We start from the raw sequence: 16,354 nt of genomic DNA on the forward strand, positions 1-16,354 counted from the left end.
GGTCAGAATACAAGTTAATTCATTTCAACAGATAGAATTCCTTCTTGCCGTTGCTCAGGATCTGATACATTAGAAAAAGAGGCATCTTCAGAGTACTCAGTTTTTTTAAAAAATTGGAATATATTTTTTTCTCGTTTAATTTCTTTTTCGATATTATCTAATGGCTTGAACTCGTCGATACAATTAAAAAAGCGCACTACTGAATATATCATCGCCATACACCCCAGCGATAACACGGAAAGGGCAAAAAAAGGATTAACCGCCACGAGGGTGGGCGCCAATGCAATAGAGTGGGTAAATAATGCCGCAGCGAGCGTAGCCCAGAACAATAATTCAAGTGCTTTGAAGATGTTATCTAGTATGATACCTGCTTTTCTTAGAAAATTGATTTCTTCAAACTGTTCTAAAATTTCTTTTGATTTGATTCGTCCCTCTTTAATACCCTCAAGTCCTTGAGTAAACAATTCGTATGTTTCAATGCATAATTCTTCATCACTACTTGTCGAAGCCTCGATATATAGATCGCGATAAAAATTCTTAATTCCTTGTAACTGACGTTGCATTTCTGTATTTAATTCAATCCCTTGAAATAAATCATCAATTTTTTTATTGCATCCTTCAAAACGTTTATCGAAATGCTTAGACATAATTCATCCTTTAATTATTATAGATAATAGAATTAGTTGATTAAAAGGAGCCAAAAACGTTTATAGCATACTTAAAAAATCGATAAAAGATGGAGGGCTAACATATAAAATATTTATGAAGCGATTTGGTCCATGGACGCCTTAACTAACTTTCGAGCCCTAAAAATACGTGAGCGCACTGTTCCAATAGGGCAATCCATTTTTTTTGCGATATATTCATAAGATTGACCATCAAGTATATGCATACCATAACAAAGTCGTAATTCTTCTGATAATTTTGAAAGGACTGCTTCCAGGCGTTCGCCAAATTCAATATTTATTAACAAATACTCTGGAGATAGTTGAACTGATGGAGAATAATTATCTGCATACTCCGCTTCTAAATCCATACGCATGCTGGCTGAGCGAAAATGATTTTTTATTGTATTCTGGGTTATTCGATACAACCAGGTAGAAAATTGGCTTTTTTCTTTAAAATAATGTAAATAGCGATAAACTTTAATTAATACTTCTTGAGCCAGATCACTCGCATTCGCTCTATCCTGAATATGTAAATAAATAATTTGTTGTATTTTAGTGTGATACCGTGACAACAACAGATTATAAGCTTCCATATCACCGTGTCTTGCCAAATTAATTAAGTCCTCATCGCTATAAGAAGTTTTTTTATTCATCACTTCCTCATAATTCCATTATTTGAATGAATGGGCTTTAATTGTTCTATATGTACAATTATATACTAATTTGGTTTGTTTTGAGATGTAATAACCTTAATTGATCCTTTGTGAGCTGATCATTAAAAATAACAATGGTTTTTATTTTGCTTTTGTTTTTAAATTTTACCAGTTGAAAAATAGGGTTATGGAGTAGAATGGCGGCATGTGTATAAGATTCATTTGTATTTTCGTCAATTTCTAAAAACCATTTTTCTCCTGTACACTTGATTTTTTTTAAGAGAGGAGGCCGTTTGGTCGTAAATAAAATATTGCAGGGCAAAAACAATAAGACAAAAAACCTCATCCAATTATTTATGGGGTAATAAAGAATTACAAAAATGGTTATGGCATTGAATATCCACATTAAACGCCAATAGGTATCTGATTTTCTTAATTCAATTACTATTTCGAATAATGGAGACAATTTTTTTTAACTCTTCATCCTGAGGCTCTTCATGCCCCATAAACCAGGAAAATAGCTCGGGATCAGTACAATTTAATAATTGATTAAATGCATCACGCTCTTCTGCTGACAAATGATCAAATTGATATTTAAGAAAACGTTGTAATATAAGGTCTAATTCCAGCATTCCTCGGCGACAGTGCCAAGCCAGTCTTGCTTTTTCCTTAGAAGGCAACATAATAAATCTCGGTTCTCACATTTCAAATCAATAATACACCAATGCACTTATAAACGGAAACTGTTGTCATTCTATTTCAGTAAAACCTATGGTTAGATAAAAAAATTAGATAAACTTTATCCTTATCCAATAATACAGTCTAAGAAAAAATAGCTGTTCTTTTCAGGCCAATAAATATGAATACCATGTTAAAACATTTAATCAATAATAGGGAATTAACTACCGTAAATCCCTTAGATCAGGAATTAATGATCCTCCCCAAAAAAAACTTTTTATTTGATTTATCCTATTTATCAACTATTGATGTCGAAGGAATTAAAGCAACTGAATTCCTTCAAGGTCAATTCACTTCTGATATCACGCTTATATCAGATATAAAGATGGGACAGGCTGCTCAATGCAATATCAAAGGACGTATATTGGCACTGATGGATGTTATCAATTGGAATGGATTTAAATTAATTTTGCCCAGGGACTTGCGAGAATCAACCATAAATTCTTTGAATAAATATGCGCTTCTCTCGCGTGTCAGCCTAAAACCAAATGATAAATATAATATTTTTGGAATATATTTACAGGATAAAGAAGACATTCTGCCTGAGTCAGAATTTTTTCCTGCTACACTTTACGGACAAACCTATAGTACAGATTTTTGCATGTATCATTTAGGAAAGGGATTTTATATTGTTGTATCTGAAGAAGATTATGGAGCAAAGTTAAAAGAAAAATTCCTTAAAAATGATCAATTCCGAGGCTCACTAACTTGGCATAGTTTGAGATTAGCCCAACATCAGGTAGACATTTACCCAGAATCTCGAAGTATATTTTTACCCCATCGGCTCAATTTACATCAAACTCCGTACATCAGTTTTAATAAAGGATGCTATAAAGGACAAGAAATTATTGCACGGATGCATTATAAAGCAACCTTAAAACATCAAATGAAAATTTTTCAAATTAAAACAGGACACAAGATCCATTCAGGGCAAAAAATACTAAATAAAGTTGAGGGAACAGAGATCGGTGAGATAATTGACTTTTCAATACTTCATCAGGAACACTATTTAATTGCAGTAAGTATATTAAAAGAAGCAGGAACTGACGTTTTTCTCGAAGGAAGTTCCCAACCAGTAAAATTAATGGATTTCCCAACTGAATTAGTTAATCCTATAAAGCAATAATTAAGTTGAGACATAGAAATTGTTCAATGTTTGTTAGGTACTTGACCCAACAAACATTGCTATTTAAAACTAATTCCTATCGGTTTAGACCATGCTTTCCTGCTCAACCATGGAATAAGATTGCAAGGTAGTTTGGGTTAAATCAAGTAACTCCCTAATTGCCACAAAGAACATTGTATAATTAAGGACTTGACTTGCTTTTAAATCGGCCAAAATGAAGCGCCAACGCTGAATCAAGGCTCTATGTGATTCTCCCCAGGCAGCAAGACGTGCCTGCACATCGGGGTTATCTACTTCAAAGTTAATTAATCCAGCAGTAAGTTGCCGCTGTTGCCAATCCAGATCATCCCTTAAGGCTTCTCGAGACAATGACTCCCAATGATTCTCACTTGGATGCATAATGATTTGCTTCCTTATCCAAGCTAAATCTAAATACTCGCCAATACCAAAATATATTTCTGCAACCTGGGCTACATTCATTTCTCTCTTATCAGCGATATCGATAATGTCGGTAGCAGCAAATAATCCACGGGTTACGGTCAAATCATGTGCCAAATTAGGTGGAATACCTTCCTCTACAAGAATTTGTAAATGCGCATCATATTTGGCTCTTCGCTCCTCATTCAAGATTCCAGGTATGGACATCTTCAGCTCTACTATTCCTTGCGCATAAAGTTTAACCACATCAGAAATATCCATAGATCTTCTTTGACTACGTAAGAACCATCGTGTAATTCGTCGAGCCAATCGTGAATAAAGCATCATCATTTCGATTTGTTTTTTGGAACTAATTTTAGTGCCTAAATCCTCTATTTGCTTCCAAACTGATTCTAAATTAAGCACAGAACGGGTAATGATATAAGCCCTTACAATTGCTGAAACTGGAGCGCCTGTTTCATCCTGTAGCCGATAAATATAGGTGAAGCCCATTTCATTCACAATAATGTTGCTTAATTTTGTTGCAATTATTTCTCTTTTTAGCGGATGAGATTGCATTTGCTTGCTAAACCGCTCTTGCAATGGTTTTGGAAAAGAATTAATTAAAAACTGTGTCATATAGGATTCTTCAGGAACTCCTGAAGCAAGAATCTGTTCTTTAAGAATGGTTTTGCTATAACACATTAAAACAGCGATACATGGACGCATCAAGCCTTTACCCATTAATTTGCGTTCCATAATGACTTTATCGTCAGGCAAATACTCTAGGTTACGATCAATTTTTCCTGTACGTTCTAAATCACTTATGTAACGACTCTGCAAATCCAAAGCCTGGATGGGTTGCGATGCGGTGAGACTAATTGCCCTGGTTTGTAAAAAGTTATCACGAAGTACTAATTTACTCACCTCATCGGTCATTTCAATTAATAATTCATTACGCTGTTTTTCTGTTAAATCACCAACTGCCACAATGCCATTGAGCAGAATTTTTATATTGACTTCTTTATCAGAGCAATTAACTCCGCCCGAATTATCGATAAAATCGGTATACACCATTCCGCCATTTAATGAATATTCAACCCGTGCTAATTGGGTAAGTCCTAAATTACCGCCTTCTCCGACTACTTTACAACGTAGTTGTTTAGCATTGATTCGAGTTGCGTCGTTGCTACGATCACCGACATTCGAATTGGACTCAGTACTTGCTTTAACATAAGTACCGATACCTGCACTCCAAAGTAAATCTACTTTAGCTTTTAGAATGGCTTTAATCAGCTCATTAGGCTCAATTTCGGTTTGTTTTATTCCGAAAGCAGCTTGCATTTCCTTACTTACAGGAATGGATTTGGCATTTCGATTAAATACGCCGCCGCCCTTGGAAATAAGTTTTTTATCATAATCTGTCCAACTAGAACGGGGCAGATGAAATAAGCGTTCTCGTTCTTTATAGCTGGATTCAGCATCAGGATTTGGATCGATAAATATATGAATGTGGTTAAAAGCACCCAATAATTTAATATGTTTTGATAACAGCATTCCATTACCAAAAACATCTCCAGCCATATCTCCTATACCTACCACAGTAAAATCATGATGCTCAATATCCATATCCAGTTCATAAAAATGACGTTTTACTGACTCCCAGGCACCTTTGGCCGTAATTCCCATTTTCTTATGATCATAACCAATAGATCCACCTGATGCAAAAGCATCGCCTAACCAAAAGCCATACTCCAAAGAAATGGCATTGGCAAGATCCGAGAATGTTGCTGTGCCTTTATCTGCAGCAACAACAAGATAAGGATCATCTTCATCATGGCATACAACATTTTCAGGTTTTACTACCATTCCTTCAATATAGTTATCTGTAATATCGAGTAGGCCACGAATAAATAGCTGATAGCAACCTATTCCTTCCGTCATAATTTCTTCACGAGTACCGTTGACGGGTAAGAATTTGGGTACAAAGCCTCCTTTGGCGCCACTGGGTACAATCACCGAATTTTTCACTTGTTGTGCCTTCATCAAACCTAGAATTTCCGTGCGGAAATCTTCTCTTCGATCAGACCAGCGCAATCCTCCTCGAGCAACCTTACCCCCTCGTAAATGAACCCCTTCAAATCGAGGCGAATAAACAAAAATTTCAAACATAGGATGGGGTTTTGGTACACCTGGAATTATCTTGCTGTTGAGTTTCAATGAAATGTAAGGCTTATGGTGACCATCTTCATTAATTTGATAAAAATTTGTTCTTAAAGTGGCGCTAATCGCATGAATGTATTGACGTATAATTTTATCTTCATCAAGATTGGAGACTGTATCCAGATCATTTAATATTTCAATTGATAAATCAGCAAAACGATCTTCTCTATTTGGATCATTTTCTGGATTACTGCGTATCTCAAACAATCTCACTAATTTTTTTGCAATGGCCACATTATTATTTAAGGCCGTTTCCATATAATCTTGGCTAAAGGTTATACCAATTTGTTTGAAATATTTAGCATAGGTACGTAAAACAGCAACTTCCCGCCAATTTAGCCCAGCTGCTAATACAAGTTGATTAAAACCATCATTTTCTGCTTGACCAAACCAAACCTTGGCAAATGCATTTTGAAATAGTTCTTTAATTTCATCAAGATCAAACTCAATTGGTTTGTTATATTGCATGGCAAACTCATTTATCCATGAAACATTACCGTCGTCAAATTTTAAGGAGTATGGACGTTCACTGATAGCACGCAAACCTAATTTTTCTAATATGGGCAGTACATCGGATAAAGGAATGGTTGAGTCATGTTGGTATACTTTTAATTTAAAGCTATTTTCTGATTCATCCAGTGGTTTATAAAAATTGATACCTAATGGCTGCTCGGGTGTCAGTAATTCGATATGTTTGATGTCATAAACTGCAGTCCTCGCAGAAAATACATCGGAGTAGGCACCTGGAAATGCATTTTTATAACGAGCATATAAACTATTTGCCTGCTCTTCTCCATAAGCCTCATACAGATGAGTTTGTAAGTCATCCGTCCATGACCGGCCTGCTTCAATCAGCTTTCTTTCAATTTCTTTCAAATCAAAATCAAGCGGTACATCTGGATTGATTTTGATAATAAAATGAATACGAGCAAGGACTGATTCGGTAAATTGTTGTGAATAGGTTGTTTCAATGGAGTTAAAACTTTCATCAAGAATTCTCTTCATAGCCAACCTTAACTCCGTATTTATCCTGTCTTTAGGCACATAGACCAAGCAGGAGACAAAACGGTGATAGACATCAACACGCGCGAATAACCGGATTCGTTTCCTATCTTGCATGTAAAAAATACCCATTGCAATTTCTAAAAGCTCATCCTCTGTTCCTTGGATTAAGTCATCCCGCGGCAGGGTTTCTAAAATATTTAATAGCACTTTACCTGCATGGCTGCGTGGGTTTAATTTTGAATTTTCCATGATGAGCGCTACCTTACGTCTCAAAAATGGAATTTGTTTGGGATTCGTATGATATGCAGCAGAGGTATACAAACCAATAATTCTTCTTTCGCCGATGACTTTTCCATGTTCATTAAATCTTTTAATTCCTATGTAATCGGTATAAGCATCGCGATGAACGCTTGCTAATGTATTTGTCTTTGAAGTGACTAATATCCGTGGAGATAAAGTAAATTCGCGAGCTTCAGGCGCCATAGCAGAAATACTACGTTTCCTGGATTTGGTGACATTTTCACGTAATAGACCTAGCCCAGTATTGGGGATAGCTTGCAAAACAGTTTCTTTACCTTTTTCGACCAGCTCATAATCTCTCATACCAAGAAAAGTAAAATGATGATCTTCAATCCAATGTAAAAATGCTTTGGTTTCTTCTACTTCATCTAAATCAAGTACGGAAGAGACTTTATCTATCTCTGCAATTGCCTCACGAACTTCAGAACGCATTTTTTCCCAATCTTCATAAACAACTCTATTATCTTCTAGAGCCTGCTCACATCGACTGTGTAATTCTTCTAATACCTTGGGATCAGTTTGTCTGTCTATTTCGAGAAATATGGGAGCCTCATGAATCACGCCTTTTTCGTCTGTTAGTTTATTACGAGGTAGAATTTCACATATTCGATTGTTTTTATCTCTTTTAACGCGAATACCACCCATGTGAATGGTGAGATGTGACGAGAGGCCCATTCTATGAATTACCAAGCGTATAGAATCAACTAAAAAAGGCATGTCATCGCATATTACCTCTACAACAGTATGGGTTGTTTGCCATCCGTTTCGCTCGTAATCAGGATTATAAATTCTAATCTTTGTTTCTTTAGGAGCACGCTCTGCAATTAATGACCAGAAATTAACCACAGCACCATATAGATCGTCAATTGTCCACGCGCTCAGATCTTCCATAGCAACTGTACCATACAGCTGTTTGGCAAATTCGGCGCAAAACTCGGATTGGTCACCAACCATAGAGCTTTTAATTTTATCTACAATGGCTTCAATTAATACATCTTTACCCTCTTCAAATTTATAAGACATTGTTATTTTACCCCGTCGACTTTGCCTCAGCTCTACAGCGAGAATTGTGTTTAAAATATAAATAACCAGCCACTCTCCTCAGGACAGTACATGACTGGCTAAAGTGAGTGGCAATAAAAATTATATGTTACTCAAAACATGAATTATCTTAATCATTACTTATAGCTATGGTTTTTGTGTTTACAAACTCCAATATACCTTCTTTTGATAATTCACGGCCATAACCAGATTCTCTAATTCCACCAAAAGGTAATCTTGGATCAGAAGCTACAAATGCGTTCACAAAACAAGCTCCTGCTTCTATTTCATAGGTAGCAATATGCTCACCTTTTTCCAAATCACGAGTAAATACTGCTGCCCCTAAGCCATATTGGCTTTGATTTGCATAAGCGATTCCTTCTTCCTCATTATTGGCTGTAATAATGGCAATTACTGGGCCAAATAACTCTTCATCAAAAGCGGGCATTCCAGGCGTTACATCTGTTAGCATTGTTGGTGGATAATAAAAACCTTTTCCTTCCGGAATTATACCACCTACCAATAATTTAGCACCCAGTTTCAATGATTTTTCTACTTGAGAATGCAAATTTTCTCGTAAATCAGAGCGGGCTAATGGGCCAAGCTGGATTTGTGAATCCAAGGGATCACCCATTTTAAATGTGGCCATTTGTTCTTTTATTTTCTGTACCAATTCTTTTTCAACTGATTTTAAAACAATGATGCGTTTCGCAGCAATACAGACCTGTCCTGAATTGTTAAGTCTTGAATTCACAATACAACGCGCGGCGAGGTCGAGATCGGCGTCTTCTAGTACCAAATAGGGATCACTTCCACCAAGCTCCAATACCGATTTTTTTAAAAATTTCCCTGCATGACTCGCAACCGCACTGCCTGCACGCCCACTTCCGGTCAATGTAACTGCTATGACAGACGCGTGTTCAATAATTTTGGCTGCCCCTTCGTTATCCACGATTAAATGCTGAAATACATGTTTCGGAAAGCCTGCTTCTAAAAATAATTCCTCTATTTTATTTCCAGTACCGGTTGAAGCAGGCGCATGCTTTAATACCGCAGCATTACCCGCCATCAGCGTGGGGACAGCAAAGCGAAAAACTTGCCAAAAAGGAAAATTCCAAGGCATGATCGCAAACACAATACCCAGTGGAAGATGACATACTTTGGCTTTTTTCATTTCAGTTTTAATTATTTTAGGCGCTAGATATTCTTCTGCATGTTCCGCATAATGGGCGCATAGCCAGGCACATTTATTGATCTCTGCGATGCCTGCAGTAATGGGTTTACCCATCTCAGTTGCCATTAAATGTGCCAGTTCTTCTGTTTTTGATTTTAAGAGTTCGGCAAGTCTCAACATCAAGGCTTTTCTTTTGCTAAATGGAGTTTTTTTCCAATCCAGATAGGCTTTATGCGATTCTTCAAGCTTTTTATCAATTTCCCGGTCATCCAAACAATGATAACTTTGAATGATTTGTTCTGTTGCGGGATTTACAGTTTGAATTATCATGATATCTCCATACAGAATAGAAGTAATTAAATGAAAAGTTATTAACTCTCCTTGCGCACTACTTTTGATTATTGATACTATTTTTATATTTTTAGTATTCAAAAAAACAACAGTAGTTTAAACCAATGTTGGGACAATTAATAATTTTTTGAAATCCATATATAAGAAAGAATGCAAGCAGATGGTTTTCTATTAACACTAGGATAATTAATGAACTTAAGCAAACGGCAATTCCACCCATTACACTACGTAGCGGCGTGGTCAGTGCATCTTTTTACTGCAAGCGCGGCATGTATCGGTGTATTCTCGTTAGTAAAGATTTACCAGCATGAATATATTTTTGCTTTATGGTTAATGCTGGTCACTGTGGTTATCGATGCAGTTGATGGAAGCCTTGCCCGTCTTGTCAATATAAAAACAATTTTGCCCAAGATAGATGGTGCGCTCCTAGACAATATCGTTGATTATTTAAATTACGTGATTACGCCATGTTTTTTCTTGCTCGTAAAACCCGATATGCTTCCCTCTGAATACTCAGTTTTCCTTATTGCCGCAGTATCCATTACATCTGCATATCAATTTTGTCAATCGGATGCCAAAACGCCCGATCATTTTTTTAAAGGGTTTCCATGTTATTGGAATATTACTGTTTTTTACATGTTTATCTTTGATACTTCTGCGAGTACCAATGCAATTATACTTACCATTCTTTCAATATTAATTTTTATACCAGTAAAATATGTATACCCTTCGAGACTGGATTACTTAACAGAATCCAAAGTATTAAAAATACTCATGCATTTCTGCTCAGCAATATATGCTGTTTGCTCCATTTGTTTGATTATTAGTTACCCAATTACAAATATAATTTGCCTTACACTGTCTATGGCTTACGTTGCAATGTATATTTCCTTAAGTTTTTATAGAACTTACTCTCCTATGATTAAGGAAAAATTTGCTGCACAACGGGAATAATTCTATTTTTTTATCGTGGGATAGACTTTGTTTTTTTTATGATTAAAATACCCACAAGTATAATAATTGAGGTCGCTATGTCTTTATTTCGTAAAATGAATAAAACGATAATTTTATCATCCCTTTTAATCAGCCCTGTCCATGCTGCAAGTACATTTCCCAGAGGCTGTGAAGTCACAGGGTTTGGCTTTAATCAAAATTATCTCATTTTAAATGAGACTGGAGATCAATCTTATTATTTAATTCAAAATCATTCGAACACACGTATCGAATTGGAACGTGCCAATAATGAAGAAGCGTTTATGAGCCCTCCTTTACGTGCTACCTTAGATCCAATGAATTGGGGAGCATTCGCATCGGATGTAAAAAATTTAAATTTTAAATGTTATAAACGCATAGAGGAAAACACTTCTCAGGTAGACTGCCGTAATGTTTTAGAGGTATGCCAATACCCAAGAGTCAAGTTTGCTTTAAGTAATATGGGTAATTATTGGATTTCCTTTAATAAACCTCAAGGCACAATAATACAAGAGTCAGTAGCTAAAGGGATTTACTTAAAATGGTGATGCGTGACTATAAAAATATTTATTTTTATAGGGTTGATTGGATCACTTATCATCTTATATGGTCTCTTAATTTATTTTGGGACCACTCCACCTAAGCTGCACTCCCAACTTTACTATTTTATTGGCGGGCTCGCATTACTTTTAACTGCTATTTATTTTAGAATGCTTTACTTCATTGCCCTGCAATTGATACTCATTGCAGGACACGCTGCCATTTTGTTAGGTAGCGGCCCTTATACTCAATTTTTTCTACCTATTTTAATGTGCTGTCAACTCCTTACTTTTTATTTAATGTTTGGCAGGGAAAATAGCGTTTTTTTAATATTGGGTATTTTTGGCATTGCTTTGCTTTCGATGGGATTTGCTTATAATGATAAATGGATTTTTTTTTCAGGAAGTACTTTTGTAGCCATTTATGCTTATTACAGTGGGTACAAAGGAATACCTCCTTCTTATATTTGGGCAATTTTGAATACAGTAATTGCTCTACTTGCCCTTTATAGAATTCTTTTAGTGTAATTTTTAAAATTACTAATATCTCGAATCAGATTTTTATTTTCCAAATCATTATCTGGAGCTAAAAATCATAAATGAAATAGTGTCAAGAAATGGATTGATAGCCTGAGCGGTTCAACCTTAAACCCAGGCTAGAGATAATGGTTACTTGGCTGGAACAATTTCGATTTGTAATTTTGCAATAACATCGCTATGAACATGTATTTCAACAACGAAATTGCCGATTGAATGAAGAGGACCTTCTGGCAATACAATTTCACGTTTGACTACATCAATATTTTTTTCAGCTAAAGCTTCTTTGATTTCATTCACACCAACGGAACCGTATAATTTGCCTTCATCACTTGCCATAGCTGGAATTACTAATGTGGTGTCATTAAATTTAGCAGCTCTCTGCTCAGCAGTAGATAAAGATTGCTGGGCTTTTTTCTCGAGCTCAGCACGACGCTCTTCGAATAATTCAATGTTTTTTTGTGTAGCAAACACAGCTTTATTTTGTGGAATTAGGAAATTACGGCCATAACCTGATTTTACATTCACTTTATCACCCAGATTACCTAAATTTCTCACTTTTTCTAATAAGATAACTTCCATCTTAATTACCCCTTAAATTGACTCGCCAACCCTAGAAGGGAAATACGATCTAAAATTAACTAAACTATCTAATGAACCAAGGACAATGTAGGCACATAAAACAAAAGTTGGTTTCACCAATATTAACACTGTTAGTAAAATGAATAACCTAACTTGTTTTTTACGAGAAGAAAAATAATATACCAAACCAAAACCGGAAGCTAAAAAATAACAAAGCACTATGGGAAGCACATTCATAGCCAAAGGAATCTCATAAAATGCTGCTAAAGAAACAGCCATTAAGACTATAAATGAAAGCTTGCCACTTCGAAAAGTCATTAATTCATTCCTAAAACCACCCGGTAAAAATAATTTTGCTTGTATTGCTCGTGCAAACATCAAGGATATTATTGAAGAGACAATAATGCTTAATATTTGAATTCCAAAAAATAATTGTGCCAAAACATCAGAGTTTATGGTATTAAGACTAGGCTCAACTAATTCCTGGTATTGCGTCAAAACAAGCTTAAATAAATTAAATTGCTCCATTATAAAGCCGGGAGCCAATATCTGAATGAAAAAACTTCCCAAAAAGGCCAGAATAAAAAACATTCCAGCTACTGACTGCCATCGCTCAGTATGTCGCAAACTTAATCCTGCGAAATAACATGGAAGATAGGCAATGAGTGTATTTATTAGTGCTCCGGATAATGGTACCAACATCATCAATGGAACAGAATGAATAACGAGCGCAGGCAATAAAACATCAAAACCGGATTTTGCACCCTTTCTTAATGTGATCAAACTGACTAATGCAACAGAAATCCAAGATGCAAAAGGCAATATTGAAAATATAACAGCATAAATAATAGCTTGCTGTTTGCTTTCAAGAATTGCATTACATTGTCTTGTAATAAAATTGCTAGCGCGCATCATTGACTTATTATTTTATTTATGGCTATCGCAATAAGGCAATAAACCCAGGAATCTAGCCTGCATAATTGCTCTTGCTAATTGCCTTTGAAAACGAGTTTGCGTACCAGTAATACGACTTGGAACAATTTTACCCGTTTCAGAAATGTAATTTTTTAACAGATTGATATCTTTATAATCAATTTCATTACCGCCTTCAGCACTAAAACGGCACATTTTTTTTCTGCGAAAATAAGCTGACATATTTAGGACTCCTCTTAAGCAGATCTGGTTTCTTTTTCTTTCTTCATCAAAACAGACTCAGTAGTAATTGCTTGTTTTTGACGAGTAATTAAATTTCGGATTATTGCATCATTGAATTTGAATGCATTTTTAATTTCTTCCAGAGCTTCGAGGCTACACTCGATGTTCATAAGAATATAATGAGCTTTGTGTACGTCACTGATTGGATAAGCTAATTGACGTCGGCCCAAATCTTCTTTACGATGGATAACTCCATTGTGCTTACTTATGATCCCCTCATAGCGCTCTACCATTGCTGGTACTTGTTCGCTTTGGTCAGGGTGCACAAGAAACATAATTTCATAATGTCTCATGATTTCTCCTTATGGATAATAGCCTCCTGTTTTCTTAAAACAGTAAGGCAAGGTTTAAAAAAAGCTGCTAATTATAACCATTTTAGTCGCATCATACAATTATCAATCAATAAAATTAATAAAATAACCGTTAGAAGACCTCAAATATACAACTAATAAATTTTTTTAGATATTTTGTATTGATTTATAGTGACAAATATCTATGAATTGGGTTACCGTGCATAAACAAAATGTCATTGATTTATAATCAACTTATTTAAATGTTTCAGAGGTTATTAATGGATATAATTTCTCTTCAGTTTGAAGAACCTTTAATGATTCATATTGGTGATACTGCAGTTAAAATTCTAGCTTTTAAGACCCAAGAGCACGGCAATATAAAATTTGGTGTCGACGCTCCTAGGTCTGTTAATGTGCATAGGGAGGAAATCTTTCATGCCATTAAACTAAAACAGCAACTACTAGATACTGTGGATTAGCTCATCTAAAAATGAGACAGGTATCAACGGGTACAATTCTCTTCCTTTCAAGCATAGTTATGGCCTTAGCCTTTGCTATCTTTGGGATTAATTATTTTTTTTATAAATATCCAGGGAATAACTATTTTCCTGATAATATCCCTTTCCTTGTTTCAGTATTAATTCTTTTGAACAGCGGGCTTCATCTCTACTTTCCAAAAGAGAATCAGCTTAAAAAAATAGGTAGAGAATTAATATATTTCTTTTCAATAATGTGTATTATTGCCTTTGCTACCAATGCAGTGCAGTTAACCCCTTTTCCTATTATTGATCCCTATCTAGTACTATTAGAAGAAAAAATGAAGATCAATATGGTTTCGATACTAGCCTGGACTCACAATCACCCTCATTTTAAATATATTCTTAGTTTCATTTATGACAGCCTTACCTATCAAATGAGTATTTTGCCTTTAATCGTTATTCTTTTCGGTAAATTTCATTTAATTCGGGAGTTTTATTTTTATTTATTATGTACTGTCTTGATTGGTTTTGGATTCTACTACTTTTTTCCTACCATTGCTCCTGCAAGTATCATTCATAGTCCATACTTCTTAAGCGAGCAAATGGACACCGGGTTAAAGTTTAATCAAATTCATCATCATATGATACCTACTACCAACGAGGGAGGTTTAATTGCACTTCCTTCTTTCCATACAATCTGGGCAGTTTTATGTGTGAATCTTGTTAGAGAATGGCCGATTATTTGTATGTTGCTGCTGCTCAATAATATATTGCTCATTGCATCATGTGTTTTGTTGGGCTGGCATTATGTCATTGATATCATTGGGGGTTTTATTGTTTTATCCATAAGCTATTTTTTATTAACCATCTGGACTAAAAATACAAAAATTCGAAAGTCGTAAAACAAACAAGAAAAAAATCAATTGGTTAAATGAGTACTTTTTTATTCTGATAATATTAAACGTGTTTCAAACCCATAGCGGTTTTCCTTTTTTGAATTAAGTGAACCAAGAATAAATGATGCATTTTAATAATAGAATTTTTTGTCAAAACATCATATTTTAGACTTTGAAACCATATAAACGGTTCGATGAGAATGAATATAAAATCATTTATAAAAAAATTATTGGGAAGTTGGAGCCAAGATAAAGTAGCTACTTTATCGGCAGGTTTATCTTATTATACGATATTTTCCATAGGACCTTTATTGGTCATTTCGATTGCCATTGCTGGCCTTTTTTTGGATAAAAATGTTGTACAAGACAACCTATTGGAACAAATTGGTAACACCTTTGGAAAAGACCCTGCAGATCAAATTAAGATAATGATTTCCAATGTCAAACCATCTACTCATATAATTTCTAACATTATTTCCACTATCATCCTATTATTTGGCGCCTCTGGTTTTTTTGGTGCACTGCAAACCGGATTAAATCAAATATGGGGTGTTGCCCCAAAAGCCAATAGTGGCTTAATGGGTCTAATTAAAAGCCGTTTTTTATCTTTTACTTTAGTACTCGGAGTAGGGTTTCTTCTTTTAATCTCTTTAATTCTCTCCCTAGTATTATCATTTATAAGTAACTATTTACTTCAATTCCTACCTCAGCTCGCCATTTTAAGTTATGCATTGAATCTATTTATTTCTCTATTAGGTGTGACACTTCTTTTTGCGTTGATTCTCAAATATATTCCAGACATTGAACTTCAGTGGAGAGATGTTTGGCTGGGCGCTTTTTTTACAGCGCTTTTGTTTACCCTAGGTAAGCTTATCTTGGGAATTTATCTTTCCTATTCCAATTTATCGAAGGGATATGGCGCAGCAGGTGCATTAATACTTATTCTTGTATGGATCTATTACTCGGCACAGATTCTATTTACAGGAGCAGAATTTACCAAGGTACTTCTACTTCAAAAAGGAAAACATATTAAACCCAGTGACAATGCTGAATTGATATCAGATGAACTAAAGAAACATAAAAAGAAATAATATCTAAATAGCGACATATTCCAATGAAACGTTACAAAAAAATGGGCGGAATTA

Annotated in this window: 16 protein-coding genes; 7 read left to right on the top strand and 9 right to left on the bottom strand. The window is 35.2% G+C overall.

Going from position 1 to position 16,354, the window contains the following annotated elements:
• Window positions 1–14: 14 nt before the first annotated feature.
• From BU07_RS0110765 to BU07_RS0110780, 3 genes are all read right to left on the bottom strand, one after another.
• Complete coding sequence (locus BU07_RS0110765; RefSeq protein WP_031565918.1) at window positions 15–647, bottom strand: DUF5638 domain-containing protein; 633 nt, start codon at window positions 645–647, stop codon at window positions 15–17.
• Between the two features lie 113 nt (window positions 648–760).
• Window positions 761–1,321, bottom strand: coding sequence for a sigma-70 family RNA polymerase sigma factor (locus BU07_RS0110770; protein ID WP_031565920.1), 561 nt, complete (start codon window positions 1,319–1,321; stop codon window positions 761–763).
• Window positions 1,322–1,758: 437 nt separating this feature from the next.
• Window positions 1,759–2,004, bottom strand: a complete 246-nt coding sequence (locus tag BU07_RS0110780; RefSeq protein WP_031565923.1) for an FAD assembly factor SdhE — start codon at window positions 2,002–2,004, stop codon at window positions 1,759–1,761.
• A 176-nt stretch (window positions 2,005–2,180) separates the two neighbouring features.
• Here BU07_RS0110780 and ygfZ point away from each other — a divergent pair, with 176 nt between their 5' ends.
• Window positions 2,181–3,185 carry a CAF17-like 4Fe-4S cluster assembly/insertion protein YgfZ gene (ygfZ, locus tag BU07_RS0110785; RefSeq protein WP_031565925.1) on the top strand — a complete coding sequence of 335 codons (1,005 nt, stop codon included), beginning with the start codon at window positions 2,181–2,183 and terminating at the stop codon, window positions 3,183–3,185.
• Between the two features lie 84 nt (window positions 3,186–3,269).
• Here ygfZ and BU07_RS0110790 read toward each other — a convergent pair whose 3' ends face one another.
• Window positions 3,270–8,153: an NAD-glutamate dehydrogenase gene (locus tag BU07_RS0110790; RefSeq protein ID WP_031565927.1), complete on the bottom strand. Its 4,884-nt coding sequence runs from the start codon at window positions 8,151–8,153 to the stop codon at window positions 3,270–3,272.
• 148 nt (window positions 8,154–8,301) lie between these two features.
• Window positions 8,302–9,675, bottom strand: coding sequence for an NAD-dependent succinate-semialdehyde dehydrogenase (locus BU07_RS0110795; RefSeq protein WP_031565929.1), 1,374 nt, complete (start codon window positions 9,673–9,675; stop codon window positions 8,302–8,304).
• 210 nt (window positions 9,676–9,885) lie between these two features.
• Between BU07_RS0110795 and pcsA the strand changes: the two genes are divergently transcribed.
• The 3 genes from pcsA to BU07_RS0110810 all read left to right on the top strand — a co-directional run bounded on the left by pcsA (window position 9,886) and on the right by BU07_RS0110810 (window position 11,735).
• Window positions 9,886–10,650: a phosphatidylcholine synthase gene (gene pcsA, locus BU07_RS0110800; RefSeq protein ID WP_031565931.1), complete on the top strand. Its 765-nt coding sequence runs from the start codon at window positions 9,886–9,888 to the stop codon at window positions 10,648–10,650.
• Between the two features lie 77 nt (window positions 10,651–10,727).
• Window positions 10,728–11,216, top strand: a complete 489-nt coding sequence (locus BU07_RS0110805) for a hypothetical protein (protein ID WP_031565933.1) — start codon at window positions 10,728–10,730, stop codon at window positions 11,214–11,216.
• Between the two features lie 3 nt (window positions 11,217–11,219).
• Window positions 11,220–11,735, top strand: a complete 516-nt coding sequence (locus tag BU07_RS0110810; protein ID WP_031565935.1) for a hypothetical protein — start codon at window positions 11,220–11,222, stop codon at window positions 11,733–11,735.
• A 141-nt stretch (window positions 11,736–11,876) separates the two neighbouring features.
• Here BU07_RS0110810 and rplI read toward each other — a convergent pair whose 3' ends face one another.
• From rplI to rpsF, 4 genes are read right to left on the bottom strand one after another with little or no spacing between them, the layout of a single operon-like run.
• Window positions 11,877–12,326: a 50S ribosomal protein L9 gene (rplI, locus tag BU07_RS0110815; RefSeq protein ID WP_031565936.1), complete on the bottom strand. Its 450-nt coding sequence runs from the start codon at window positions 12,324–12,326 to the stop codon at window positions 11,877–11,879.
• 12 nt (window positions 12,327–12,338) lie between these two features.
• Window positions 12,339–13,241 carry a hypothetical protein gene (locus BU07_RS0110820; protein ID WP_031565938.1) on the bottom strand — a complete coding sequence of 301 codons (903 nt, stop codon included), beginning with the start codon at window positions 13,239–13,241 and terminating at the stop codon, window positions 12,339–12,341.
• Between the two features lie 12 nt (window positions 13,242–13,253).
• Entirely contained in the window at window positions 13,254–13,481 is a 228-nt protein-coding gene (gene rpsR, locus BU07_RS0110825; RefSeq protein WP_010653600.1) for a 30S ribosomal protein S18, read from the bottom strand.
• Between the two features lie 14 nt (window positions 13,482–13,495).
• On the bottom strand, window positions 13,496–13,834 hold the full coding sequence (gene rpsF, locus BU07_RS0110830) for a 30S ribosomal protein S6 (RefSeq protein WP_031565942.1): 339 nt from the start codon (window positions 13,832–13,834) through the stop codon (window positions 13,496–13,498).
• A gap of 278 nt (window positions 13,835–14,112) precedes the next feature.
• Here rpsF and BU07_RS0110835 point away from each other — a divergent pair, with 278 nt between their 5' ends.
• The 3 genes from BU07_RS0110835 (at window position 14,113) to BU07_RS0110845 (ending at window position 16,300) form a co-directional block, all read left to right on the top strand.
• The gene (locus BU07_RS0110835) at window positions 14,113–14,313 is read left to right on the top strand and encodes a carbon storage regulator (RefSeq protein ID WP_031565944.1); all 201 of its coding nucleotides are present in this window, start codon (window positions 14,113–14,115) and stop codon (window positions 14,311–14,313) included.
• 11 nt (window positions 14,314–14,324) lie between these two features.
• A complete protein-coding gene (locus tag BU07_RS0110840; protein WP_031565945.1) occupies window positions 14,325–15,215 on the top strand; it encodes a phosphatase PAP2 family protein in 891 nt (296 codons plus the stop codon).
• Between the two features lie 194 nt (window positions 15,216–15,409).
• Window positions 15,410–16,300 (top strand): YihY/virulence factor BrkB family protein, encoded by an 891-nt coding sequence (locus BU07_RS0110845; protein ID WP_051635540.1) that lies wholly within the window; start codon window positions 15,410–15,412, stop codon window positions 16,298–16,300.
• The last annotated feature ends 54 nt before the right edge of the window (window positions 16,301–16,354 follow it).

Source organism: Legionella wadsworthii DSM 21896 = ATCC 33877 (assembly GCF_000701265.1).
Taxonomy (GTDB): domain Bacteria; phylum Pseudomonadota; class Gammaproteobacteria; order Legionellales; family Legionellaceae; genus Legionella; species Legionella wadsworthii.